Source organism: Pseudomonas sp. GW821-FHT09D08, assembly GCF_059416305.1.
The window spans coordinates 158,280-179,952 of the sequence record NZ_JBWKOX010000009.1; the positions used below are offsets into that span (position 1 = coordinate 158,280).

19 protein-coding genes and 1 pseudogene are annotated in these 21,673 nt (G+C 62.3%); 9 read left to right on the forward strand and 11 right to left on the reverse strand.

All coding sequences use genetic code 11. The annotated features are described in order from the left end of the window. Positions 1-40 precede the first annotated feature (40 nt). The 5 genes from AC07OP_RS17660 to AC07OP_RS17680 all read right to left on the reverse strand — a co-directional run bounded on the left by AC07OP_RS17660 (position 41) and on the right by AC07OP_RS17680 (position 6,782). Positions 41-2,473: a TonB-dependent siderophore receptor gene (locus tag AC07OP_RS17660; RefSeq protein ID WP_027605965.1), complete on the reverse strand. Its 2,433-nt coding sequence runs from the start codon at positions 2,471-2,473 to the stop codon at positions 41-43. Between the two features lie 86 nt (positions 2,474-2,559). Beyond that, positions 2,560-3,540, reverse strand: coding sequence for a FecR domain-containing protein (locus AC07OP_RS17665; protein ID WP_495101988.1), 981 nt, complete (start codon positions 3,538-3,540; stop codon positions 2,560-2,562). Next, positions 3,537-4,055, reverse strand: a complete 519-nt coding sequence (locus AC07OP_RS17670) for an RNA polymerase sigma factor (protein WP_027605963.1) — start codon at positions 4,053-4,055, stop codon at positions 3,537-3,539. The genes AC07OP_RS17665 and AC07OP_RS17670 overlap by 4 nt, the downstream gene beginning before the upstream one ends. A 100-nt stretch (positions 4,056-4,155) precedes the next feature. After that, the gene (locus AC07OP_RS17675) at positions 4,156-4,863 is read right to left on the reverse strand and encodes a 3'-5' exonuclease (protein ID WP_495101987.1); all 708 of its coding nucleotides are present in this window, start codon (positions 4,861-4,863) and stop codon (positions 4,156-4,158) included. Continuing rightward, the gene (locus AC07OP_RS17680; RefSeq protein WP_495101986.1) at positions 4,860-6,782 is read right to left on the reverse strand and encodes a putative nucleotidyltransferase substrate binding domain-containing protein; all 1,923 of its coding nucleotides are present in this window, start codon (positions 6,780-6,782) and stop codon (positions 4,860-4,862) included. Before AC07OP_RS17680 ends, AC07OP_RS17675 begins: the two co-directional genes overlap by 4 nt. A gap of 246 nt (positions 6,783-7,028) precedes the next feature. Between AC07OP_RS17680 and AC07OP_RS17685 the strand changes: the two genes are divergently transcribed. Beyond that, positions 7,029-7,475, forward strand: a complete 447-nt coding sequence (locus tag AC07OP_RS17685; protein WP_495101985.1) for a response regulator — start codon at positions 7,029-7,031, stop codon at positions 7,473-7,475. Between the two features lie 118 nt (positions 7,476-7,593). Continuing rightward, on the forward strand, positions 7,594-8,025 hold the full coding sequence (locus tag AC07OP_RS17690) for a hypothetical protein (protein WP_495101984.1): 432 nt from the start codon (positions 7,594-7,596) through the stop codon (positions 8,023-8,025). A gap of 69 nt (positions 8,026-8,094) precedes the next feature. Here AC07OP_RS17690 and AC07OP_RS17695 read toward each other — a convergent pair whose 3' ends face one another. After that, entirely contained in the window at positions 8,095-10,272 is a 2,178-nt protein-coding gene (locus AC07OP_RS17695) for a malate synthase G (RefSeq protein ID WP_495101983.1), read from the reverse strand. A 266-nt stretch (positions 10,273-10,538) separates the two neighbouring features. Here AC07OP_RS17695 and AC07OP_RS17700 point away from each other — a divergent pair, with 266 nt between their 5' ends. Beyond that, entirely contained in the window at positions 10,539-11,051 is a 513-nt protein-coding gene (locus AC07OP_RS17700; protein ID WP_495101982.1) for a glycine cleavage system transcriptional repressor, read from the forward strand. 222 nt (positions 11,052-11,273) lie between these two features. Here the strand turns inward: AC07OP_RS17700 and rarD are convergent, their stop codons facing one another. Continuing rightward, on the reverse strand, positions 11,274-12,158 hold the full coding sequence (gene rarD / locus AC07OP_RS17705; protein WP_027605956.1) for an EamA family transporter RarD: 885 nt from the start codon (positions 12,156-12,158) through the stop codon (positions 11,274-11,276). An 85-nt stretch (positions 12,159-12,243) separates the two neighbouring features. On the opposite strand from rarD, the pseudogene AC07OP_RS17710 reads away from it, so the two are divergent. Then, a pseudogene (locus tag AC07OP_RS17710) lies at positions 12,244-12,330 on the forward strand (outer membrane lipoprotein carrier protein LolA); the annotation flags it as partial. 16 nt (positions 12,331-12,346) lie between these two features. On the opposite strand, the gene AC07OP_RS17715 reads toward AC07OP_RS17710, so the two are convergent. From AC07OP_RS17715 to AC07OP_RS17730, 4 genes are all read right to left on the reverse strand, one after another. Next, entirely contained in the window at positions 12,347-13,321 is a 975-nt protein-coding gene (locus AC07OP_RS17715) for a serine/threonine protein kinase (protein WP_015886213.1), read from the reverse strand. Between the two features lie 165 nt (positions 13,322-13,486). Then, entirely contained in the window at positions 13,487-15,385 is a 1,899-nt protein-coding gene (locus AC07OP_RS17720; RefSeq protein ID WP_495101981.1) for a PhoX family protein, read from the reverse strand. 79 nt (positions 15,386-15,464) lie between these two features. Further along, positions 15,465-16,229: a TOBE domain-containing protein gene (locus tag AC07OP_RS17725; protein WP_495101980.1), complete on the reverse strand. Its 765-nt coding sequence runs from the start codon at positions 16,227-16,229 to the stop codon at positions 15,465-15,467. 52 nt (positions 16,230-16,281) lie between these two features. Next, positions 16,282-17,019, reverse strand: a complete 738-nt coding sequence (locus AC07OP_RS17730; RefSeq protein ID WP_495101979.1) for a ComFC family protein — start codon at positions 17,017-17,019, stop codon at positions 16,282-16,284. Positions 17,020-17,111: 92 nt separating this feature from the next. Here AC07OP_RS17730 and bioB point away from each other — a divergent pair, with 92 nt between their 5' ends. Genes bioB through bioD form a run of 5 tightly spaced genes read left to right on the forward strand, consistent with a single transcriptional unit; the run spans position 17,112 to position 21,601 of the window. Next, positions 17,112-18,167, forward strand: coding sequence for a biotin synthase BioB (gene bioB, locus AC07OP_RS17735; RefSeq protein WP_027605951.1), 1,056 nt, complete (start codon positions 17,112-17,114; stop codon positions 18,165-18,167). A gap of 46 nt (positions 18,168-18,213) precedes the next feature. Continuing rightward, positions 18,214-19,395: an 8-amino-7-oxononanoate synthase gene (bioF, locus tag AC07OP_RS17740; protein WP_495101978.1), complete on the forward strand. Its 1,182-nt coding sequence runs from the start codon at positions 18,214-18,216 to the stop codon at positions 19,393-19,395. Further along, complete coding sequence (locus AC07OP_RS17745; RefSeq protein ID WP_495101977.1) at positions 19,388-20,119, forward strand: alpha/beta fold hydrolase; 732 nt, start codon at positions 19,388-19,390, stop codon at positions 20,117-20,119. Before bioF ends, AC07OP_RS17745 begins: the two co-directional genes overlap by 8 nt. Continuing rightward, entirely contained in the window at positions 20,112-20,924 is an 813-nt protein-coding gene (gene bioC, locus AC07OP_RS17750) for a malonyl-ACP O-methyltransferase BioC (RefSeq protein ID WP_495101976.1), read from the forward strand. Before AC07OP_RS17745 ends, bioC begins: the two co-directional genes overlap by 8 nt. Then, positions 20,921-21,601: a dethiobiotin synthase gene (bioD, locus tag AC07OP_RS17755; RefSeq protein WP_495101975.1), complete on the forward strand. Its 681-nt coding sequence runs from the start codon at positions 20,921-20,923 to the stop codon at positions 21,599-21,601. The genes bioC and bioD overlap by 4 nt, the downstream gene beginning before the upstream one ends. Positions 21,602-21,673: the final 72 nt, after the last annotated feature.

Below are 21,673 nucleotides of genomic sequence, written 5' to 3' on the forward strand. Positions count from 1 at the left end.
AAGCCGCCCACAAGGGCGGCCCGATGGTTAACTCAGCCGATTACCACTGGTAGGTGGCGCTGGCGACGACGCTGCGCTGGTCGCCGAAGTAGCAGTAGTTGCCATCACAGGTCGACAGGTAGTCCTTGTTGAACAGGTTGGTGGCGTTCAACTTGACCGATGCACCCTTAAGGCTGTTGTCCAGGCGGCCCAGGTCGTAATGCACCGCACCGTCAAACACGGTATAGGCGTTGGCCTTTCCCAGCCAGGTGTTGGCCTGGTCGCCATAGGTGTTGCCGGTGTAACGGGCGCCAAAGCCGATGCCGAAACCGTCAAGCACACCGGTGTGCCAGGTGTAGTCGGTCCACAACGAGGCTTGCTGGTTGGGCATCAGTGTCAGGCGGTTGCCTTTGTAGATGCCTTTCTGCACTTCGGATTTTGCCAAGGTATAGGCGGCGATGACCTTGAGGTTCTCGGTCACATCGGACACGGCTTCCAACTCCAGGCCCTTGACCTTCACTTCGCCGGTCTGGCTGTTGATTTGCTGGCCCCCAGCGCCGAGGGTGGTCACCTGCACATTCTTCTGGGTCAGGTCGTAGACCGCTGCACTGAGCAACGTATTGGAGCCGGGCGGCTGATACTTGACCCCCATTTCCCACTGCTTGCCTTCGGTGGGCTTGAACGTCTTGAGCGCGTTTGTATCGGCGTTGCTCGCCGGTTGGAACGACTCGGCGTAGGACAAGTAGGGTACGAAGCCCGAGTCGAATACATAGCTCAGCGCCGCGTTGCCGCTGAAGTGTTTGATGCGGTCAGTGTTGGTCGCATCGCTGTCGTTGAAGTAGGTGGTGCCCTGATGCACCCAATCTTCACGCCCGCCCAGGGTCAGGCGCCACTTATCCAGGGCCATCTGGTCCTGCACGTAGAGACCGGTCTGCACGGTTTTCTGGTTGTAGTCGTAAAAAGGTCGGACATCGGTCGGGCGCAGGGTTGGCTGGGTATTGATCGGGTTGAAAATATTGGTGCCCGAGGCCGTCCCGAATATCGCGCGATAGGAGGTATCGGTGCGCTGGTGGTCCAGGCCGAGCAGCAGGGTGTGGATGACATCGCCAGTGGCAAAGTCTGCCTGGAAGTTGTTATCCACCGCGAACTGGCCGATGTCCTCGTCGACGTTGGTGGTCGAGCGGCTGATATTGCCCGCTGCATCCGCGGGGGAGAACGCGTAGGAACCCACGGTCAGTTGCTGGAACGACAGATCCGACTTGGTATAGCGCAGGTTTTGCTTGAACTGCCAGGTGTCGTTGAAACGATGCTCGAAGGCATAGCCCAGCGCGTAGTAGGTGCGATCGTAGAACTCGTAGTCCGGGTCGCCCAGGTTCTTGTGGTGGGAGACCTCGCCCAGCGGCGATTTGATCTTGGTGCCCTGGATCGGCATGAACTGGCTGGTGGTCCCGGTATCGTCACGGGTGAACTGCGAGAGCAGGGTCAGCTTGGTGTCGGTATCGATGTTCCAGGTCAGGCTCGGCGCAATGTTGTAGCGCTTGTTGTCGATGTGATCGACCTGGGTGCCGGCATCGCGTACCACGCCGCTGAGGCCATAGAGGAATTGGCCTTCATCATCGATCTTGCCGGTGCTGGCGAAGTTGATCTGGCGGTAGTTGTCGCTGCCGTATTGCACCTGGATGGCGTTGCTCGACTCTGCGCTGGGGCGTCGGCTGACCATGTCCAGCAGGCCGCCCGGTGGGGTCTGGCCGTACACCGACGAGGCCGGGCCACGCAGCAGGGCGAGGCGGTCGAGGTTCCAGGTTTCCGCTTTGGGGTTGGCGTACACGCCGCGCGGCAATGGCAGGCCGTCGAGGAACTGGGTGGGCTCGAAGCCGCGCACGCGCATCCAGTCGTAGCGGGTGTCGCTGCCATAGCTGGCTGACACGATGCCGGGCATGTATTTGACCGCGTCGTCCAGGTTCTGCACGTTGCGATCCTGCATCTGCTCGCGGGTGGCCACGGAGATCGAACGCGGGGCCTCCACCAGGGCGGTGTCGGTCTTGGTACCGGCGGCGGTCCGTGTGGCCAGGTAGCCTTGTACCGGGCCCCAGGCACTTTCCTGGTTGCCATCTTGCCCTGTGATGTTAGTCACCGGCAGCGCCATCACTCCCTCCGGAACCGCCACCAGCGTGTACGTCCCCGCGCTGCTCTGCTCCAGCTGCAAGCCGGTGCCACGCAGGGCTTCACGCAGTGCGCCCGGTGCATCGAACTGGCCCTGGACCGGGGCCGAGGTCTTGCCCGAGGCCAACGCTGGGTTGAGGGTCAGCGCCAGGCCGGCCTGGCTGGCGATCTGGTTCAGGGTGCTGGCCAATGAAGCGGCCGGCAGGTTGTAGGCGCGCACGCTGGAGGCTTGTTCGGCGGCAATCAGCGCAGTGCTGGCCAGCGGGGCGCTGAGGGCAATGGCCACGGCTAACAGGCTGGGGCGCAACAAGGTGTCTAGCGTGCGGGACATAGGGCGGCTCCTGAATGGAAGTAATTCGCAATTGCCTATGTGCCGAGCGAGATTTCAAAAGTGATAGGGCCGGTGGAAAATATTTTTTATTTGGCCTCAGGTGTCTTGGCGACCACTGTCACCCACCACGGCGTGTGCTGTTCGATCTGCACCGGCAGGGTGGGCAGCAGCGCGTTGAGCGCCAGGGTGGTGTCGTGCAGCGGGAAGCTGCCGGTGATGCGCAGGTCGGCCACGTTTTTATCCACACCCAGATGGCCGGTGCGGTAGCGGCTGAGTTCCTGCACCACATCGCCCAGGCGGGCGTTGTCGACCACCAGCATGCCGCGGGTCCAGGCATCGGTGGCGGGGGTGACGGCCAGTGCAGGGCCGAGGCCGTCGCTGCGCATCAGCACTTGCTGGCCTGCCTTGAACACCAGTTCCTGCTGCAGCGCTTCAGGCTGGGCGCCCACCGCCGATTGCAGCACGCTCAGGCGCGTGGCGTCGTCTTCGCGCTTGACGATAAACCGCGTGCCCAGCGCGCGCAGGCTGCCGTCGCGGGTTTGCACATAAAACGGGCGCGCATCGTTGTGGCCGGTTTCGACGAGGATTTCGCCTTCCTGCAACACGATCAGCCGGCGCTTCTCATCGAAGCGCACGTCGATGGCGCTGTGGGTGTTGAGGTTGATCAACGTACCGTCCGCCAGTTTCAGCGTGCGCTGCTCCCCGGTGGCGGTGCGCTGGTCGGCCAGCCAATAGTGGATCGGCACGTAGCGTTCGCCGGCAAACAACGCCAGGCCGCACACCAGGGCAATGCTCGCCAGGCCGCTGCCGAGCTTGCGCACGCGCTGGCGAATGCCCTTGCGCGACTGTAACAACGCCGCCCGCGCCGGGCCCGACGCCACGCTGAAACGCTGGTCGAGCATGCCCAGTTGGCGCCAGGCACGGGCGTGCTCTTCATCGCTGGCCAGCCATTTGCTGAATTCTTCGCGCTCCACCGCGCTGTCATCACCCGAATCGAGGGACAACTGCCAGGCAATCGCCGCATCCAGGACACGGGCCGACACGGGCTTGGAGCTGATCACGTTCACAGCGGCTCGCCATACAGGGCGATATAGCACTGGCGAATGCCCTGGGCCAGGTACTGGCGCACACGCGGCACCGACACCCCCAGGCGCTGGGCGATTTCAGCGTGGCCCAGGCCGTCGAGGCGGTTATACAGGAAGGCGGCGCGGGCCTTGCTCGACAGCTTGCCGAGCAGGCGGTCGATGGCCTTGAGGTCTTCGAGGATCAGTTGCTGTTCTTCCGGCGATGGGTGTTCGCTTTCCGGGATCAGCATCAGTTCGCTGAGGTAGGCCTGTTCGAGGGCCGCGCGGCGGAAGTAGTCGAACAGCAAGCCCTTGGCGATGGCCACCAGAAACGCCCGTGGTTCGCGGGGCTCGCGCAACTCGTCACGGCCGAGCAGGCGCATGAAGGTGTCCTGGCTCAGGTCTTCGGCACGGCTCGGGCAGGCCACATTGCGCCGCAGCCAGGCCAACAGCCAGCCACGATGGTCGCGATACAACGCACCAACAAGCTCACTGTGTGGGTTCTGGACCGACGACAAGGCATCACCGAATAAACAAGAGGTTTAAACTAACGAGAATTATTCGCGATTGTGTCAGAGGCGCGGGGCGGGTGCAATTGGCGTCCGTCGGGAGATGACATTAAAACGATGGCGCGTGTTTACGCCGTTTCCATTGGCTCAAACGCTCTTGCAGTGCCTGAGGCGTGTCGATCTGCTGCTGACGCGCGCGGCTGAACAGGATCAGCATCAGCTCCGCCGTGGCCAGGGCATCGGCGCTGGCGTGATGACGTTCGCCTACGTGCAGGTTGAAGTGGTTGATCCAGTCGTCCAGGCCGGCCTCGCGGATATGCGCCTCGGTGCACAACAGCGGGGCGATGTCGGCTACATCGAGAAACGTATGGGCCAGACGGTAACCCAGGCTGTCCTTGAGGGCGCGGCCCAGCATGTGTTGATCGAATGGCGCGTGGAAGGCGAGCAGCGGGCTGTCGCCGACGAACTCCATGAAGTCCAGCAGGGCCTCGGCCGGGTCGCTGCCCGCCGCGATGGCGCTGGGGCCGAGGCCGTGGATCAGCACACTGGGGCTGAGTTTGGTGCCGGCGCGGTGCAGGGTGCGCTCGAACAGTTGGGAAAAATCCACCGCGCCGTCCTCGATCACCACCGCGCCGATGGACAGCACCTGGTCACGGTTGAGATTCAGGCCGCTGGTCTCCAGGTCCACCACTACCCAGCGTTGGCTGCGCAACGTGCTGTCGCCCAACACTACGGGCCTGGGGAGTTGCTCCAGGCGCCGTTGTTGCGCGGTATCGAGTCTGGGCTTGGCCGTGCGAAGCCAGTCAAACAAGCTCACAGCTGATACCGCAAGGTCAGGCTGCTTTGCAGGCGCTGGGCCTGGCGCAGGGATTCACGCAGGATGCGGCGGTCCAGGTGGTTGAGGCTGTCGGGGTCGACGCGGTTGGAATACGGCTGGTTCTCGCGGGTCTGCAACTGATGCTGCTGCATGCGGGTTTGCTGGATAAAGTGATACGCCTCTTCATAGGCGGCGCCGTCCAGGGGCTCGATCACTTCTTTGACCACCAGCTGGCGCAGGCGCTCCAGGGTGTTATTGGCGTGGATGCCGTTGGCCAGTGCCAGCAGGCGTGCGCCGTCGACAAAGGGGGTCAGGCCCTGCACCTTGAGGTCGAGGGTGGCCTTTTCCGCGCCTTTGCGGGTCAGCACAAAATCGCGGAAACGCCCTACGGGCGGGCGCTGGCGCAAGGCATTCTCGGCCAGCATGCGTTGGAACAGCCGGTTATCCCCGACCTGGTCGAGAATGCCCTGGCGCAGTTGCTCGCAGCCGCGTTCATCGCCCCACACCACGCGCAGGTCGAAATAGATACTCGAGCCCAGCAGGTTCTCCGGCGTCGCCTCGCGAATAAACGCCGCAAACCGCCGCGCCCATTCCGCCCGCGACAGGCACAACTCGGGGTTGCCGGCCATGATGTTGCCCTTGCACAGGCTGAACCCGCACAGCGCCAGGCTCTGGTTGATCTGCTGTGCCAGGGGCAGCAACCGCTCGCGAATCTCGGCGGCGTCCACCGCGTCCCTGGCCTCGAACAGGATGCCGTTGTCCTGGTCGGTGTACAGCGTCTGCTCGCGCCGGCCTTCGCTGCCGAAACACAGCCAACTGAACGGCACGCCCGGGTCGCCTTTTTCGGCCAGGGTCAGCTCGATCACCCGGCACACCGTGTGATCGTTGAGCAGGGTAATGATGTGGGTGATCTGGGTAGACGACGCGCCATGGGCGAGCATGCGCTCCACCAGTTGGCCGATCTCGCCGCGCAGCGCCACCAGGTTTTCCACCCGGGGCGCGTTGCGGATGGTGCGGGCCAGGTGCACCAGGTCGACCCGTTGCAGGGAAAACAGATCGCGCTCGGACACCACGCCGCACAGGCGCTGGTCCTTGACCAGGCAGACGTGGGCGATATGCCGCTCGGTCATGGCGATGGCCGCATCGAAGGCGCTGTGATCCGGCGTTAAAAAGAACGGCGCCTGGGTCATATGGCCTTCAATGCCCTGGCTGAAGTCGCCGGTGCCGTCGGCCACCACCTGGCGCAGGTCGCGCAGGGTGAAAATGCCCAGGGGCGCCTTGTGTTCATCGACAATCACAATGCTGCCCACCTGCTGCTCATGCATCAGCGTTACCGCTTCACGCAACGGTGTCTGCGGGCTGCAGGTGACCGGATGGCGCATGGCCAATTCGCCCAGGCGGGTATTCAAGGAATATTGGGTGCCGAGGGTTTCCACGGCTTTTTGCTGCACTTGCTGGTTGACCTGGTCGAGCAGGCTGCTGACACCGCGCAGGGCGAAGTCGCGGAACGGGCTGGACAGCGCGAACAGCTTGATAAAGGCCGGTTTGTTCAGTTGCAGGCAGAAGGTGTCTTCGGCGGCTTTATGCTCGGTGCGGGTGGCGCGTTCACCTAACAGCGCCGCAAGGGGGAAACACTCACCGGTGGTGATTTCGAAGGTGGCTTGCGTGGCGTCCGGCCGTTCACCCACGACGCGGCCCTGCTTGACGATGTAGAAGTGTTCCACCGGCCCGCCCGACGGCTTGAGGATGCTCTCGCCGAGGCCGAAGAAGCGCAGTTGGCACTGTTCCACCAGAAACGCCAGATGCGCGTTTTCCATCTGGTTGAACGGTGGGAAGCGTTGCAGGAACTGCAGGGTGCCGTGGATGTTCTGCAAGACAGCAGTTTTTCCCGCCTGGGCGAAGGCATCAGCTTTACTCATAACCATGACCGCAATTTTTTTGTCGTTATCGTCCTGCATGGTCGACTCCTGAGCGGCGGGTGCCCATTGGACGTAAGTCTAGGTCGATGAAAACGCCGCAGAACTAGGGAAAAACCTTACACGACTATCGTCCAAACCCCGTAGAACACCCACTAGGCAAACTTTCCGACGAAGTGCACATTGAACGCCCTTCCGCAGATGTCTGACGAGTGTGCTGGAAGATTGTCGAAAACCGCTGAGAAACGTATGTCCGACCACGATATTTTAAGTGATGCCGAGCGCGAGGCGCTCAGCGCCGTGATGCTGGAGCCTGATCTACCGCCCCAACGCGTATTGATTGTTGACGACGACAAGGATGCGCGTGAACTGTTGGCGGAGATCTTGGGCTTGGACGGTATTCGCTGCATGACCGCCGACAGCGGTGAGAAAGCGTGGGACCTGTTGAAGTCCAGCAGTTCCATCGGCTTACTGATCACCGATCTGCGCATGAAACCCAGCAACGGTTTGGAGTTGATCAAGCAAGTGCGCGAATCCCCCCGTGCGGCGCTGCCGATCATCATCATGTCGGGGGATGCCGAAGCGCCGGATGTAATTGATGCGATGCATTTGAGTGTGGTGGATTTTCTGTTGAAGCCGATCGACAGCGTGAAGTTGGCGAAGCTGGTGAAGCGGGAGCTGGGGATGGCACAGTAGTTTCCGTTTATCGAAACTGTCAATTCTGACAGTAGAGCTTATGAAGCATTGGGTGCTTAGTGGTTCAGCTGGCATGGAGTGTTGATCCATCTTCATAACCACTGAAAAGGAACTCATTATGAGTACTGAAAAAACACCTATCGACGATACGGAATTACAAAAAGCCCGAACCAATGCTCAAGAGGGTAGTGCCCATATTCTGGTTCTTGAGAATCAAGCAGCTCGCTTTTTTCAGGCTAAAGAAGTGATTGGAGCCCTATCGTGGACTGCAATGTTAGGCGCTGATTCAGAGCGCATCGACCTGCGGTATGGCCACGACGTACCGAATGGCCTTCACACCTTCGACGCGAAGGATCTTAGACCGTGGTACCGGGCACCGGATGGCGAACTGTATTATTCAGCGATAGGAGGGACGATTTGGCTCTCGGTCGAACGGCCTCAATTCGGTACGGCCTTTGAACACACTGGCGTACTGCTGAACGTACGCTATGGGAAGGGAGACGGGTCTTTTGTTGTGCTCAATGGCACTTTCAGAAACGTCTATACGTGACACTCCTGCTGCTCGGAGCGCATTGAAAAAGCCCTGATCTTTCGACCAGGGCTTTTTAATTCCAGTTAATTACAAGCCATTCCTGGCCTTGAACTCCCTGCGCCGACGGTGCAACACCGGCTCGGTATAGCCATTCGGCTGTTTAGTCCCTTCAATCACCAACTCCACCGCTGCCTGGAACGCAATGTTGCTGTCGAAATCCGGCGCCAGCGGACGGTAAAGCGCATCCCCGGCATTCTGACGGTCCACCACCGGCGCCATGCGCTTGAGGCTTTCCATGACCTGGGTTTCGTTGACGATGCCGTGGCGCAGCCAGTTGGCAATGTGCTGGCTGGAGATGCGCAGGGTGGCGCGGTCTTCCATCAGGCCGACGTCGTTGATGTCCGGCACTTTCGAGCAGCCCACGCCCTGGTCGATCCAGCGCACGACATAACCGAGGATGCCCTGGGCGTTGTTGTCCAGCTCGTTGCGGATTTCTTCGTCAGACCAATCGGTGTTGCTGGCCAGGGGAATGGTGAGGATGTCGTCCACCGACGCGCGTTCGCGCTTGGCCAGTTCGGCCTGGCGCGCGAACACGTCGACCTTGTGGTAATGCAGCGCGTGCAGTGCGGCTGCCGTCGGCGATGGCACCCAGGCGGTGTTGGCGCCGGCCAGTGGGTGGGCGATTTTCTGTTCGAGCATCGCCGCCATCAGGTCGGGCATCGCCCACATGCCTTTACCGATCTGCGCACGGCCTTGCAGACCGGTGCTCAAGCCGATATCGACGTTCCAGTTCTCGTAGGCGCCGATCCATTTTTCGGCCTTCATCGCCGCCTTGCGCACCATCGCGCCGGCTTCCATGGAGGTGTGGATCTCGTCACCGGTGCGGTCGAGGAAGCCGGTGTTGATAAACACCACGCGTTCGCTGGCCGCCTTGATGCAGGCCTTGAGGTTGACCGTGGTGCGGCGCTCCTCGTCCATGATCCCGACCTTGAGGGTGTTGCGCGGCAGGTTCAGCACGTCTTCGATGCGGCCGAACAGCTCGTTGGTGAACGCGGCTTCTTCCGGGCCGTGCATCTTCGGTTTCACGATGTAGACCGAACCGGTGCGGCTGTTCTTGCGCGTGTTGTTGCCGTTGAGGCTGTGGATCGCGGCCAGGCTGGTGAGCAGGCCGTCGAGGATGCCTTCCGGTACTTCGTTGCCGTGTTTGTCGAGGATCGCGTCGATAGTCATCAGGTGGCCAACGTTGCGCACGAACAGCAACGAACGGCCGTGCAGCGTCACGTCCTGGCCGTCGACGCCGGTGTAGACGCGGTCGGCGTTCATGGTGCGGGTGAAGGTCTTGCCGCCCTTGGCCACTTCTTCGGCCAGGTCGCCCTTCATCAGGCCGAGCCAGTTGCGGTAGATCACCACTTTGTCATCGGCATCGACGGCGGCGACGGAGTCTTCGCAGTCCATGATAGTGGTAAGTGCAGCTTCCATCAGCACGTCTTTGACACCGGCGGCATCGGTCTGGCCAACCGGGGTGCTGGCGTCGATCTGGATTTCGAAGTGCAGGCCGTTGTGCTTCAACAGGATCGCGATCGGCTCGGCCGCAGGGCCCTGGAAACCAATCAGCTGCGCATCGTCACGCAGGCCGCTGTTGCTGCCGCCCTTGAGGCTGACGATCAGCTTGCCGTCGACGATCTTGTAGCCGGTGGAGTCGACATGGCTGCCGGCGCTCAGCGGCGCGGCTTCGTCGAGGAAGGCACGGGCGAAGGCGATCACCTTGTCGCCACGCACTTTGTTGTAGCCCTTGCCCTTTTCGGCGCCGTCGGCTTCGCTGATGGCGTCGGTGCCATACAGCGCGTCGTACAGCGAGCCCCAACGCGCATTGGACGCGTTGAGGGCGAAGCGGGCGTTCATCACCGGCACCACCAGTTGCGGGCCGGCCATGCGGGCGATTTCGTCATCGACGTTTTGGGTCGAGGCCTGGAAGTCTGCGGCTTCTGGCAGCAGGTATCCGATGTCTTGCAGGAAGGCTTTGTAGGCCACCGGGTCATGGGCCTGGCCGGCGTGGGTCTGGTGCCAGGTATCGATCCGCTCCTGGAAATCGTCGCGTTTGGCGAGCAGGGCTTTGTTCTTCGGTGCCAGGTCGTGGATGACCTTGTCGGCGCCGGCCCAGAACTGGTCGGCAGTGATGCCGGTACCGGGAATGGCTTCGTTGTTCACGAAGTCGAACAGGACTTTGGCGACCTGCAGGCCACCGACTTGAACGTGTTCAGTCATTGCTTGCCTCACTCTGCGGAGCTAATGCGCTGTTTCGGATTTTCATTATGTAGTGCACGGGAGGGCATACTACATGATGACTTGCGGTTGTGAAAATTAGACTAAATACGTCGTTTAGCGACCCACTTTGGTCGTACGGTCACAGCGGAGAACCGGATGTTCTCAAAAAACTATTAGATTGTTCCAGATAAATATAAAAATGGTACACGATTTGTTTTCGCGGGCCCCCGGGTCCACCTTGTAGATTGAATTCAGAGGGCTTCGCCATGGACCATCTTGTACTCACTATTATCGCCGCCGACAAACCCGGCCTGGTGGAACGTATCGCGCAGAACATCGCGGCCCACGGCGGCAATTGGCTGGAAAGCCGAATGGCGCATATGGCCGGGCAGTTCGCCGGGATCCTGCGGGTCAGCGTGCCTGCCGAGAGTCGTCAGGCCTTGGTGGGGGCTTTGGAGGATTTATCCACACACGGTATTCGCGTGCTGGTGGGCGAGGGCAGCAGTGGCCAGGCATCGGTGTCCAAGTCGATCGTGATGACGCTGCTGGGCAACGACCGCTCGGGCATCGTGCGCGAGATCACGGCGCTGTTGAGCAAGCAGGGCGTCAACCTGGAGCGCTTGAGCACCGATGTGCGCCCGGCACCGATGAGCGGTGATCCGCTGTTCAGCGCCGAGGCGCTGTTACAGGTGCCGTCGAGCTTGTCCTTGGAGGCGTTGCAGGAATCCCTGGAAACCCTGGCGGATGATCTCATGGTGGAACTGCACCACGAGGAATAACCACCCACAAGGTTATGCATGGAAATCTTGCATGGGCCTGTGGATAACCTGTAGAGACCCGGCGCCAGGCCACGTCCACCGGGCTTCTCCGCCAACTGAGCAAAAAACGAGCAGTTTCAAAGGCTTGTGCACAAATGGCGGGGACCAGGTTGTGGATAACCTTGGGGTGGATCTCTGCAAGCCAGGCCGGCTGGGGCTTGCAGAGGTTTGTACGTTATTTGATCAGCGTTTGCGCACGCTCAACCAGGCATCGACGCTGTATACCACCAACCCGGCCCAGATAAAGGCAAACGCGATCAGCGTGCTCGACGCCAGGTGCTCTCCGAACAGCAGCACCGCCTCCAGTAACACCAGGGTCGGTGCCACATACTGCAAAAAGCCCAAGGCGGTGTAGGGCAAATGCCGTGCGGCGGCGTTGAAGCACACCAGCGGGATCAACGTCACCGGGCCGGCCGCCACCAGCCACCAGGCTTCGGATGTGCTCCAGAACGCCAGTTGCGCACTGTGGGCCGACGGGTTGAACAACAACCAGGCCACCGCAATCGGCACCAGCATCCAGGTCTCCACCACCAGCCCCGGCAGTGCCTTGACCGGCGCCTGCTTGCGGATCAGGCCGTAGAAACCGAAGGTCAGCGCCAGTACCAACGATACCCACGGCAAGCTGCCTACCTGCCAGACCTGTTGCGCCACACCCACTGCGGCCAGCCCCACGGCCACCCATTGCAGGCGACGCAGGCGCTCGCCGAGCAACAGCATGCCCAGCAGCACATTCACCAGTGGGTTGATGTAGTAGCCCAGGCTGGCTTCGAGCATGCGCCCGCTGTTTACCGACCACACATAGGTCAGCCAGTTACCGGCGATCAACGAACCGCTGAGGGCCAGGATTGCTAGGCGCCTGGGGTTGTCGCGCAGTTCGCGGAACCAGCCCGGGTGCTTCCACACCATCAGCAGCAAACCACCGAACAGCGCTGACCACAGCACCCGGTGCACGATGATTTCGGCGGCGGGGACACTGGCGATGGCTTTGAAGTAGAGCGGGAACAGACCCCAGATGACATAGGCGCTCAGGCCCAGGATGTACCCCTTGCGGGGGTTGGCGGCTTGCATGCGGAATCCTTGCTTAGGCAGCTAACAAAGGGCGATTGTAAGGATATTTGTCAACCAATGGGATTACCCTTCTGTAGGAGCGAGCTTGCTCGCGAAGATCGTTAACGATAACGCGGGCATCCTGACTGCACGCGGCGCCCTCAGGTTTTTCGCGAGCAAGCTCGCTCCTACAGGAGCGAGCGGCGATTTCAGAAGAGTTTGAGGGGTTCTTCGTTGAGGGCTGAGAGTTGCTCGCGCAGCGCCAGCACCTGGTCGCCCCAATACCGCTCGCTGCCGAACCACGGGAAGCTGTGGGGGAACGCCGGGTCATCCCAGCGCCGTGCCAGCCACGCGCTGTAGTGCATCAGGCGCAACGCGCGCAGCGGCTCGATCAGCGCCAGTTCGCGGGGGTCGAAGTCGTGGAATTCCTGGTAGCCGTCCATCAGCTCCGACAGCTGGCCCAGGCATTCCTGGCGATCACCGGCGAGCATCATCCATAAGTCCTGCACCGCCGGGCCCATGCGGCAGTCGTCGAGGTCGACGATGTGGAACATCTCATCGCGGCACATCATGTTGCCGGGGTGGCAATCGCCGTGCATGCGGATGTTCTTGTGCGGCGTGGCTTTGTAGACCTCTTCCACGCGCTTGAGCAGGTCGCGGGCCACCGACTCGTAGGCTGGCAGCAGGCTCTTGGGAATGAAATTGCCTTCGAGCAAGGTATTGAGCGAGTCGTGACCGAAGTTCTTCACACCCAAGGCTTCGCGGTGTTCGAACGGGCGGGTGGAACCCACGGCGTGCAAGCGGCCGAGCAGTTGCCCAAGGCGATAAAGCTGGTCAAGGTTGCCCGGCTCCGGTGCGCGGCCGCCACGGCGGGGGAACAGGGTGAAGCGGAAACCGGCGTGTTCGAACAGGCTTTCGCCGTTATGAATCATCGGCGCGACCACCGGCACGTCGCACTCAGCCAACTCGAAGGTGAACCGGTGCTCTTCGAGGATCGCTTCGTTGGTCCAGCGCTGGGGGCGGTAGAACTTGGCGATCAGCGGTTCGGAGTCTTCGATGCCCACCTGATACACGCGGTTTTCGTAGCTGTTGAGCGCCAAGACGCGGGCATCGCTGAGGAAACCGATGCTTTCGACAGCGTCGAGTACCAGGTCGGGGGTGAGGGTTTCAAACGGATGGGCCATGCGAACTCCTGCGCGCAGCAGGGCGCCGCGTCCGGCCGGGTATGGTAACGCTGTAGGAGCGAGCTTGCTCGCGAAAAACCTGAGCACGCAGTTGGGTGTCAGGTTCCGCTGCGTTATCGTTGACGATCTTCGCGGGCAAGCCCGCTCCTACAGTGGGGCGGTCTATCAGGCACCGACTATCCCGCCATCATCCCGCCGAATCGCCATCACCGACGAACGCGGCTTGCCATTCGGCAGATGCTCCGGCCAGGTCGAACCCCCGGTTTCACCCGGGTGCTGAATCCCCACAAACAGGGTTTTCTGATCCGGCGAGAAGCTGATGCCCGTCACCTCACAGGCCACCGGCCCGACCATGAAGCGACGGATTTCACCGGTGCTCGGGTCGGCGCAGAGCATCTGGTTATTGCCCATGCCCGCGAAGTCGCCAGCGTTGCTGTAGTCGCCATCGGTGAGGATCCACAGGCGCCCGGCCTTGTCGAACCCCAGGCCGTCGGGGCTGTTGAACATGTTCTGCGGGTTGATGTTGGACGAGCCACCTTTTGGCGTGCCGGCATGCACACCTGGGTTGCCGGCCACCACAAACAGGTCCCAGCTGAAGTCCGCGGCGCCATGGTCATCGGCGTTGGCCTTCCAGCGCAGGATCTGGCCGTAGACGTTTTTCTCGCGCGGGTTGGGCCCGCCCACCGGTTGGCCGTCTTCGCCGCGCTTGGCGTTGTTGGTCAGGGTGCAATAGACCTGGCCGTCGGTGGGGCTGACCACGATCCATTCCGGGCGGTCCATGCGCGTGGCTTTGACCACACTGGCGGCCAGGCGCGCGTGGATCAGCACTTCGGCCTGGCTGGCGAAGCCGGTGCTGGCGTCGATGCCGTTTTTGCCATGGGTCAGCTCGACCCATTGCCCTTTGCCCTTCGGATGATCGGCGTTGCCATCGCCCGCATCGAAGATGGCCACGTACAAGGTGCCGTGGTCGAGCAGGTCTTTGTTGGCCTTGGGGTTCTTGTGGTTGATCTTGTCGCGGCTGACGAACTTGTAGATGAACTCGCCGCGTTCGTCGTCGCCCATGTACACCACGGCGCGGCCGTCACGGGTTTCTGCCAGGGCGGCGTTCTCGTGCTTGAAACGGCCCAGGGCGGTGCGTTTGGCCGGGGTGGATTGCGGGTCGAACGGGTCGATTTCCACGACCCAGCCGTGGCGGTTGAGTTCATTGGGGTTCTTGGCCAGGTCGAAGCGCGGGTCGTGCAGGTGCCAGTTGATCTCTTTGCTGGCGGCCACCACGCCGTAGCGTTTCTGCCCGGCATCGAAGGTTTGCTGGGGGTTGCTGCTGCCGAAGCAGTCGGTGAAGTTCTCTTCGCAGGTCAGGTAAGTGCCCCATGGGGTCTTGCCGTTGGCGCAGTTCTGGAAGGTGCCGAGGGCTTTTTTGCCGGACTTATCGGCGCTGGTTTTCAACCATTCATGGCCGGCGGCGGGGCCGCTCAGGCGGATCGGCGAGTTGCCGTGGATGCGGCGGTTGTAGCGCGAGTCCTGGACGAATTGCCAAGTGTCACCTTTGCGCCGTACTTCGATCACCGACACGCCTTCGCTGGCCTGGGCCTTGTGCACGTCTTCGGCCGATTGCGGCGCGCCGCCGTGGGCGAAGAGGTAGCGGTAGTTGGTGTATTCGTTGTTGATCGCCATCAGTGCGCGGTTGTCGTCGCCGGGGAAGGCGAACAGGCTCATGCCGTCGTTGTTGTCGCCGAACTGTTGTTCCTGGGCCTTGGCGGTGCCGTTGCCGGACGGGTCGAAGGCCGGCGCGCTCTTGTGCAGCGGCTGGCCCCAGCTGATCAGCACCGAAGCGCTGTAGCCCGGTGGCAGGGTGATGGTGTCGCTGGTGGCTGCGGCGATGCTGGTAAAGCCCAGCAGCGGGCTGGCGGAGGCGGCGTTGACGGCCAGGGCGCTGCGGCTCAGCAGGTTGCCACCGAGGAACATCGCCGCACCGCACAGGGCGCCGGCACCGATAAAGCGGCGGCGGGTGAGGCCGACCATCTGTTCGAGGTCGATGGCTTGGTTTTCTTCTAATAGGTTCATGTCAGGCTCCCTGCGGTTTTTGCAGACACCATAAGGAGCGGGCGTGACGAAATTGTTGCAGTTTGAAGAGCTACTCGGCTCAGACCGGCGTGCCGAGCAGCACATTGCTGGCGGCAAATTGCACTTGGAGCGTCCTGCCAGCGGCAGCGCCCAGGGCCTCGAGCGCGGCGGGCTGCGCCAAGGCGCATAAAACCTGGCCATTGGGCAGGGCGATGCGCACTTCGCTGGGGCCGTCCTCGGCGGCGAGAATCGCGTCGACGGTTCCGCTCATGCAATTGTGTCCAGGTGTTGCGGGTTCGTCGGGCGTCAGTAGTTCCAGCCAGCCGGCCTTGATCAGCGCGACAACTTCCACGCCGACCTCCAGCTCCAGCCGTTGTGTACTGTCATGGGTGATTTGCGCCGCCAGGGTCAGCCCTCCGGCGAGCTGCAAGTGAATCAGGTCGTTGCGGCCAAGCTGTTCAATCGCAATGACCTGGCCGTGCAACTGGTTACGGGCGCTGGTGCGCAGCATCAAGCGTCCGAGCAGGTTGAAGTCGCTGGCGGCCTCGTCCGAGCCGAGCACTTCGGCCTGCAACACTTGCAGGCGCTGGTAGAGGCGCAACACCCGTTCACCCTCGGCCGTGAGTTTGGCGCCGCCGCCGCCCTTGCCGCCGACACTGCGTTCGACCAAGGGTTTTTGCGCCAGGTTGTTCAGCTCGTCAATGGCGTCCCAGGCGGCCTTGTAGCTCAAGCCCGCACTTTTGGCGGCGCGGGTGATGGAGCCCTGCTCGGCGATATGCCCCAGCAGGGCGATACGCTGGGGGCGGCGGACAATATGTTGGCTGAGCAGCGTCGGTAGGGACATGGGCATTCGCTGTGGTGGGATGAGCGGACGTTGCAGCCGCGAGGCATGAGAGTCAAGTGCCAGGCTTTGGTGTGCGGGCCAGGCAGTACACGTCTACCTGTCGCGCGCCGGCGTTGATCAATAACCGCGCCAGGCTGTGGGCGGTGGCGCCGGTGGTGAGCACGTCGTCCACCAGCGCCAGGTGGCGGCCGCGCACCTCGGCACCCGGGGCCAGGGCGAAGGCGTTGAGCAGGTTGCGTTTGCGCGTCTTGGCGTCGAGGGCTTGCTGCGCGACGGTTTCATAAGGGCGTAGCAATAGATGTGCATCGTGGGGAAGGTCGAGGTCGGCGCTGAGCCAGCGCGCCAGCATCAGCGCCTGGTTATAGCCCCGTTCACGCAGGCGCCTGCGGGCCATGGGCACCGGCAGCAGCATGTCCGGGCGGGTGAGTGAGTGGTTGTCGAAGCGATGTTGCAAGTAGTGCCCCAGCAAGCGCCCCAGCATATGCCCGAGGGGCCAGCGTGCCTGGTGCTTGAAGCGACTGATCAGGGTGTCCACCGGAAAGCTGTAGGTCCAGGGGGCGATCACGTGTTTAAAGGCAGGCGGTTGTCTCAGGCACTGGCCGCAGACCAGGCCGTCCATCGCCAGAGGCAAGGCGCAGACTTCGCAATGCTCCATCAGCCAGGGCAGCTCGGTTTCGCAGACGTTGCACACACAGTCGGCGGTTTCAGTCGTCTCGTCGCAGATTAAACATTTCTGTGTGTTTTTTGACCAGATGTAAACTTCGTGTTTGCGGCTTGGTTGACAGTGCATGAATCTTCCTTAAATATGCCGAGCATCCGTGTCGTGTCTGTGGGTATTGCCCTTCCCGCAGCGCTTGCCAAAGCATAATCAAGGAATCGCCCATGAGCGCCAGCACCACCGCCACCTTGCGTCACGATTGGTCCTTAGCCGAAGTCAAAGCGTTGTTCGTGCAGCCGTTCAATGACCTGTTGTTCCAGGCGCAGACCGTGCACCGCGCGCATTTCGATGCCAACCGTGTACAGGTGTCGACCCTGCTGTCGATCAAGACCGGTGCCTGCCCGGAAGATTGCAAATATTGTCCGCAGTCGGGCCACTACAACACGGGCCTGGAAAAAGAAAAGCTGATGGAGGTGCAGAAGGTCCTCGAAGAGGCCGCTCGCGCCAAGGCCATCGGTTCGACCCGTTTCTGCATGGGCGCCGCCTGGAAACACCCGTCGGCCAAAGACATGCCCTATGTGCTGCAGATGGTCAAGGGCGTGAAGGCCATGGGCCTGGAAACCTGCATGACCCTCGGCCGTCTCGACCAGGACCAGACCCAAGCCCTGGCCCAGGCCGGCCTGGATTACTACAACCACAACCTGGACACGTCGCCGGAGTTCTACGGCAGTATCATCACCACCCGTACCTACAGCGAGCGCCTGCAAACCCTGGCCTATGTGCGTGAGTCGGGGATGAAGATCTGCTCCGGCGGCATCCTTGGCATGGGCGAGTCCCTCGACGACCGCGCCAACCTGCTGATCCAGTTGGCCAACCTGCCGGAGCATCCGGAGTCGGTGCCGATCAACATGCTGGTGAAAGTCGCCGGTACACCGTTGGAAAATGCCGAGGACATCGACCCGTTCGATTTCATCCGCATGCTGGCCGTGGCGCGCATCCTGATGCCGCAATCCCATGTGCGCCTGTCGGCGGGGCGCGAAGCCATGAACGAGCAGATGCAGGCCCTGGCGTTCTTTGCCGGTGCCAACTCGATCTTCTACGGCGACAAACTGCTGACCACCGCCAACCCCCAGGCCGACAAGGACATGCAACTGTTCTCGCGCCTGGGCATCCTGCCGGAAGCCCGTGAAGAGCATGCGGATGAAGTGCACCAGGCGGCCATCGAACAGGCGTTGGTGGAGCAGAAGAGCAGCGAGCAGTTCTATAACGCCGTTGTTTGATTCCCACCTGTTTTGACCGAGTTGCACCTGCCACCCCGAGGCCTGCATGTCTTTTGATCTCTCCGCGCGCCTCGCTGCCCGCCGTGCCGAACACCTTTACCGTCAACGCCCGCTGCTCCAGAGCCCCCAAGGCCCGGAGGTGGTGGTTGACGGTCAACCCCTCCTGGCATTCTGCAATAACGATTACCTGGGCCTGGCCAATCACCCGCAAGTGATCGAGGCCTGGCGCGCCGGGGCGTCCCGTTGGGGCGTGGGCGGCGGTGCCTCGCACTTGGTGGTGGGTCACGCCACGCCGCACCATGAGCTGGAGGAGGCGCTGGCCGATCTCACCGGCCGCCCGCGTGCTCTGCTGTTTACCACCGGCTACATGGCCAACCTTGGTGCGGTCACGGCGTTGGTGGGGCAGGGCGATACGGTGCTGGAAGACCGTCTCAACCATGCCTCGCTGCTGGATGCCGGCTTGCTGTCCGGTGCGCGCTTCAATCGCTATTTGCACAACGACGCGATCAGCCTGGCCAAGCGCCTGGAGAAAGCCACCGGCAATACGCTGGTGGTCACCGATGGTGTGTTCAGCATGGACGGCGATCTGGCCGACCTGCCGGCACTGGTCCGTGCAGCCAGGGCCAAAGGCGCCTGGTTGATGGTGGATGATGCCCATGGCTTTGGTCCGCTGGGTGCTAATGGCGGCGGGATCGTCGAGCATTTCGGCTTGAGCCAGGACGACGTGCCGGTATTGGTCGGCACCCTGGGCAAAGCGTTCGGCACGGCGGGCGCGTTTGTCGCGGGCAGTGAGGACCTGGTCGAAAGCCTGATCCAGTTTGCCCGGCCGTATATCTACACCACCAGCCAACCGCCGGCGCTGGCCTGCGCCACCCTGAAAAGCCTGGAGCTGCTACGCACCGAACATTGGCGGCGCGAGCACCTCGACCGCCTGATTCGTCAGTTTCGCCAGGGTGCCGAGCAACTTGGCCTGGACTTGATGGACAGCTTTACACCGATCCAGCCGATCCTGATCGGCGACAGTGCCAAGGCCGTGCGTCTGTCGCAGATGCTGCGTGAGCGCGGCCTGATGGTCACGGCGATCCGCCCACCCACCGTACCCGCCGGCAGCGCGCGTTTGCGCGTGACCTTGACCGCAGCCCACAGCGAAGCGCAGGTGCAGCTATTGTTAAACGCATTAGAAGAGTGTTTCCGCTTGCTTGGCGCCATGGAGCCCGACCATGCGTGATCGACTGATCCTGCTGCCCGGCTGGGGTCTCGGCGTATCGCCGCTGGAGCCTTTGGCCGCCGCCTTGCGTGGCCTGGACGCACACCTGCAGGTGCAGGTCGAGCCATTGCCGGCGCTTGCTTCCAGCGACCTCGATGAATGGCTCGACGAACTCGACGCTACCCTGCCCGACAACGCCTGGCTGGGCGGTTGGTCCCTGGGCGGCATGCTCGCTGCCGAACTGGCGGCGCGGCGCGGCGAGCGTTGCTGCGGCTTGCTGACCCTGGCGAGCAACCCGTGTTTCGTCGCCCACGACGGCTGGCCCCATGGGATGCCCGCCGCGACCTTCGATGCGTTCCTGGCCGGCTGCCATGCCGACTCCCAAGTCACCCTCAAGCGCTTCGGCCTGTTGTGCGCCAAGGGCGCCGAGGACCCGCGCGGGCTGTCGCGCCTGCTGGTCAGCGGCGCGCCGCATTCAGCGTCCAGCGTGTTGATGCCCGGCCTGGAACTGCTGGCCCAACTGGATACCCGCGAAGCCTTGCTGGCTTATCGCGGCCCACAGTTGCACCTGTTCGCCGGCATGGACGGATTGGTGCCCGCCGAAGCCGCCAGCGACCTGCTTAAGCTGCTGCCGGATGTGGAAATCGGCCTGATTGAACAGGCTGGTCACGCTTTTCTTCTGGAAGACCCCCACGGTGTGGCGGGGGCCATCCAGGCTTTTTTGCATGAGTGCGTCGATGACTGATTTATCCCAGCCCTTCCTGCCGGGCGCCTTGCCGGACAAACGTCAGGTGGCGGCGTCGTTTTCCCGTGCGGCGGCCAGTTACGACAGCGTCGCCGAGTTGCAGCGAGCCGTAGGGCATGAGCTGCTGGCCCGCCTGCCATCAGCGTGCGCGCCACAGCGCTGGCTGGATATGGGCTGCGGCACGGGTTATTTCAGCCGCGTGTTGGGCGAGTTGTTGCCCGCCAGCCAAGGTGTGGCGTTGGATATTGCCGAGGGGATGCTCGATCACGCCCGGCCTTTGGGCGGTGCTGAGTATTTCATCGCGGGTGATGCCGAGCGTCTGCCTTTCAAGGATGGTAACTGCGGGCTGATCTTTTCCAGCCTGGCGGTGCAGTGGTGTGCGAACTTCGAGGCGGTGCTCAGCGAGGCCTATCGCGTGCTGCAACCGGGTGGCGTGCTGGCGTTCGCCAGTTTGTGCGTCGGGACGCTGGATGAGTTGCGCGAAAGCTGGCGGGCGGCGGATGGCCTGGTGCACGTCAATCGCTTCCGCACTTTCGAGGCGTACCAGCAGTTGTGCGCGGCCAGTGGTTTGCGCGTGGTCAGCCTGGAACGACGTCCCCATGTGCTGCATTACCCGGATGTGCGCAGCCTGACCCATGAGCTCAAGGCGCTGGGGGCGCATAATCTCAACCCAGGCCGCCCGGGAGGGTTGACGGGCCGTGCGCGGATTGTTGCACTGGTAGACGCCTACGAGCAGTTCCGTCAGGCCGAGGGACTGCCGGCCACGTATCAAGTGGTGTACGCCGTCCTGGAGAAGCCCCTATGAGCGCCGCTTATTTCATCACCGGCACCGATACGGATGTCGGCAAGACCACTATCGCCGCCGGCCTGTTGCACGCCGCCCGGCTAACCGGCAAAAGTACTGCGGCGGGAAAACCCGTGGCTTCCGGTTGCCAGGTCACGGCCAAGGGCTTGCGCAACGCTGATGCCCTGGCGCTGCTGGCCGAGTGTTCATTGCCGTTGAGTTATGCCGAGGTCAACCCGCTGGCGTTCGAACCCGCCATCGCGCCCCATCTGGCCGCACGGGAGGCCGGCGTCGCGCTGACGGTGCAGTCGTTGTTGAAACCCATGCAGCAGATTCTGGCGCGTCAGGCGGATTTCACCCTCATCGAAGGCGCAGGCGGTTGGCGGGTGCCGTTGGCTGACCAGGACAACCTGTCGGACCTGGCCATGGCGCTGCAACTGCCGGTGATCCTGGTGGTGGGTGTGCGCCTGGGTTGCATCAGCCATGCCTTGCTCACCGCCGAAGCCATCACCCGGGACGGTTTGCCCTTGGCCGGTTGGGTGGCGAATATCATCGACCCCAAGACCTCTCGTCTGGAAGAAAACCTCGCGACCCTGGCCGAGCGTTTGCCCGCGCCATGCCTGGGCCGAGTGCCCAAGCTCAAGCACGCCGGTGCCGAGGCGGTAGCTGAGTACCTGCAACTGGACCTGCTTGACTGATTCTGGCTATCGGCACGGCATTATGCCATTAGTGTTTTTAACGGGCTTTTTGCCAGTATGTCTGCTTCAATT

Bases quoted from the DNA above. Each gene is read 5' to 3' on its own strand.
- AC07OP_RS17660 (WP_027605965.1), bottom strand. From the start codon at position 2,473: ATGTCCCGCACGCTAGACACCTTGTTGCGCCCCAGCCTGTTAGCCGTG.
- AC07OP_RS17680 (WP_495101986.1), bottom strand. From the start codon at position 6,782: ATGAGTAAAGCTGATGCCTTCGCCCAGGCGGGAAAAACTGCTGTCTTG.
- AC07OP_RS17685 (WP_495101985.1), top strand. From the start codon at position 7,029: ATGTCCGACCACGATATTTTAAGTGATGCCGAGCGCGAGGCGCTCAGC.
- AC07OP_RS17690 (WP_495101984.1), top strand. From the start codon at position 7,594: ATGAGTACTGAAAAAACACCTATCGACGATACGGAATTACAAAAAGCC.
- AC07OP_RS17695 (WP_495101983.1), bottom strand. From the start codon at position 10,272: ATGACTGAACACGTTCAAGTCGGTGGCCTGCAGGTCGCCAAAGTCCTG.
- AC07OP_RS17700 (WP_495101982.1), top strand. From the start codon at position 10,539: ATGGACCATCTTGTACTCACTATTATCGCCGCCGACAAACCCGGCCTG.
- rarD (WP_027605956.1), bottom strand. From the start codon at position 12,158: ATGCAAGCCGCCAACCCCCGCAAGGGGTACATCCTGGGCCTGAGCGCC.
- AC07OP_RS17715 (WP_015886213.1), bottom strand. From the start codon at position 13,321: ATGGCCCATCCGTTTGAAACCCTCACCCCCGACCTGGTACTCGACGCT.
- AC07OP_RS17720 (WP_495101981.1), bottom strand. From the start codon at position 15,385: ATGAACCTATTAGAAGAAAACCAAGCCATCGACCTCGAACAGATGGTC.
- AC07OP_RS17725 (WP_495101980.1), bottom strand. From the start codon at position 16,229: ATGTCCCTACCGACGCTGCTCAGCCAACATATTGTCCGCCGCCCCCAG.
- AC07OP_RS17730 (WP_495101979.1), bottom strand. From the start codon at position 17,019: ATGCACTGTCAACCAAGCCGCAAACACGAAGTTTACATCTGGTCAAAA.
- bioB (WP_027605951.1), top strand. From the start codon at position 17,112: ATGAGCGCCAGCACCACCGCCACCTTGCGTCACGATTGGTCCTTAGCC.
- bioF (WP_495101978.1), top strand. From the start codon at position 18,214: ATGTCTTTTGATCTCTCCGCGCGCCTCGCTGCCCGCCGTGCCGAACAC.
- AC07OP_RS17745 (WP_495101977.1), top strand. From the start codon at position 19,388: ATGCGTGATCGACTGATCCTGCTGCCCGGCTGGGGTCTCGGCGTATCG.
- bioC (WP_495101976.1), top strand. From the start codon at position 20,112: ATGACTGATTTATCCCAGCCCTTCCTGCCGGGCGCCTTGCCGGACAAA.
- bioD (WP_495101975.1), top strand. From the start codon at position 20,921: ATGAGCGCCGCTTATTTCATCACCGGCACCGATACGGATGTCGGCAAG.